Source organism: Photobacterium sanguinicancri, from assembly GCF_002265265.1.
In the GTDB taxonomy this organism is placed as follows: Bacteria; Pseudomonadota; Gammaproteobacteria; order Enterobacterales; family Vibrionaceae; genus Photobacterium; species Photobacterium sanguinicancri.
The window spans coordinates 1-2,083 of record NZ_NOIF01000329.1 but is presented as its reverse complement, the minus strand read 5'-3'; the positions used below and the strand labels follow the sequence as shown (position 1 = coordinate 2,083).

General features: G+C 40.2%; 2 protein-coding genes. One reads left to right on the top strand and one right to left on the bottom strand.

All coding sequences use genetic code 11. The features are described 5' to 3' along the window. Positions 1–148 precede the first annotated feature (148 nt). Complete coding sequence (locus ASV53_RS23720; RefSeq protein ID WP_157072583.1) at positions 149–1,105, top strand: GGDEF domain-containing protein; 957 nt, start codon at positions 149–151, stop codon at positions 1,103–1,105. A gap of 6 nt (positions 1,106–1,111) precedes the next feature. On the opposite strand, the gene ASV53_RS23715 is transcribed toward ASV53_RS23720, so the two are convergent. After that, entirely contained in the window at positions 1,112–2,029 is a 918-nt protein-coding gene (locus tag ASV53_RS23715; protein ID WP_062689484.1) for a LysR family transcriptional regulator, read from the bottom strand. Positions 2,030–2,083: the final 54 nt, after the last annotated feature.

Below are 2,083 nucleotides of genomic sequence, written 5' to 3'. Positions count from 1 at the left end.
ATCAGAAGTTATTTATTGTTTTGAGTGATTAAGTAAAAATCCCTTTCATATCATTGGCAGCGCAATGTTATCATTATGCCGCCATGTAATAGAAGCCATATACATACTGGACAGAAAAGGCGATTAGACAGTGCTAACATCGAAGTTATTGAAAGGGATCCCTCATAATCATGATGATATTCATGCTTTATTGACCGACGATTCAGGTGGTTTTATTCAAGCTATTTTGGATTGTATGCCTATGCCTGTATTTTATCGTTGTAAAAAAGGTATTTATCTTGGCTGTAATCATGCGTTTTCTGAAGTTATAGGTTTGCCTAAAACAGAAATTATTGGCAATAACTTGTTCCATGTTTTCCCCAAAGAGCAGGCTGAAACCTATTTAGAGAATGATGCTCAGTTATTAGATAAACCGGGAAGAAGTGTTTATGAAAGTGAAATGCAGACTTTCGATAAACGTAATTTCTATGTCCGTTTTCATAAAGTCTCTTTTAATGATCGAACGGGTAATGTTGCGGGTTTCTTGGGAATGTTTGAGGATCTCACTGAACAAAAAAAGATGGAGCAAGAGCTACATCGTTTAGCGACGCGTGATCATCTTACCCAAATTTATAACCGTCGTGCGATAGAAACTAAACTAATAAAAGAAATTGTTATCGCGATTAAATATTATCGTACCTTATCCGTAGCCATGTTGGATCTCGATGGCTTTAAAAAATTAAATGATAATCACGGTCATCAATGTGGAGATAGGTTATTACAATGTGTCGCCAATCAATTATTAGGGCAACGGCGTTCCAGTGATTATATCGGTCGCTTTGGTGGTGATGAGTTCATTATTATTATGCCACATACGCTATTAGGTGGTGCACAGGAATATACCTTTAAGTTGCGACGCTATCTGGAAACGCACTGCTTTAAGGCGTTCCCATCGGAAGTGGGAGTCAGTGTGGGTGTTGCGTCACTTAGCCCTGATGACATGGTAGGGAAAAGTGCTTCACAGATACTGGATGAATTAATTGCACAAGCCGATAGTGCGATGTATCGCGATAAAAGATTCGGGCGTACATCCACTCTGGCTAAGGATGCATCAGTTGGCAGCTAATTAAAGTTATAAGGCGAGAGTTTCTTTTACCATAGCAATAAACCAATCATAACGTAGCGGAAGAGGGCGGTGGCGTTTTCTTACCAAATATAATGCTTCGCTGACTTGGTGCTTCAGTGGATAGACGTGGAGTAACTGAGGTTGATGAAAGCTCTCAACAGCAGATTCTGGCAAAACGGTATAGCCTAGCCCCTGCGAAACGGGCACTAATATTTGGCTTAATTGGTTGATATAGCCTGTGATCTTGAGTTGGTTGATGCTCTTAAATGTCTCTGAGAAATTGGGTGTAAGCACTTGTGAGGCATAGTGGGAACCATCAGGATGATGAATAAAACCAAGTTGATTCAGTGTCGCAAAATCTAACCACTGCTTAGCACCATCATTGCTAGTCGCTTTGTTGTCGGTAATAAACTGCGCGGGTAAAATAAGGCTAAGGGATGACTGACCAATCTCTTCAAAAAACAAGTCACTATTCGAGTCTATTCGCGTCACAATCCCCACATCTAAATCATCGCTAAGAATATTTTTTATTGTTGATTGGTTAGGTCCAGCTTCAACATGAAAAGATAGCTGATTATATTCCTGTTGACGTTGTAGTAAGAGCGGGTAAAGCTGCATTGCTAATGAGCCGGAGCAGCCTATTTTAGACATGCCGCAATAAACATCGTCTGCGGATAAGCTTGCTAGAAACTGGCTCTCTTGCGTTTGTTGCTGCTGGCCAAATTCATACATTTTCTGGCCCGCTTCTGTTAGCTCGAACCGTTTACCAAAACGAATGAGTAATTCATTCCCCAATTGCTCCTCTAACTTCTTGATGTGCTGGCTGACCCCTGGTTGAGTCATATACAACTTTTCTGCGGTTTGGGTGAAATGGCCAGTATTGACTAGGGTGATGAAGGTGTTTACCCATGTTGGATTGATCATTTGTCACACCATAACAGTAAGTTATTATTTAAAAGGAGTTTGATAATTATATAT

Excerpts from the sequence above, each read along its gene's own strand:
- ASV53_RS23715 (WP_062689484.1), bottom strand. The coding sequence starts at position 2,029 with ATGATCAATCCAACATGGGTAAACACCTTCATCACCCTAGTCAATACT.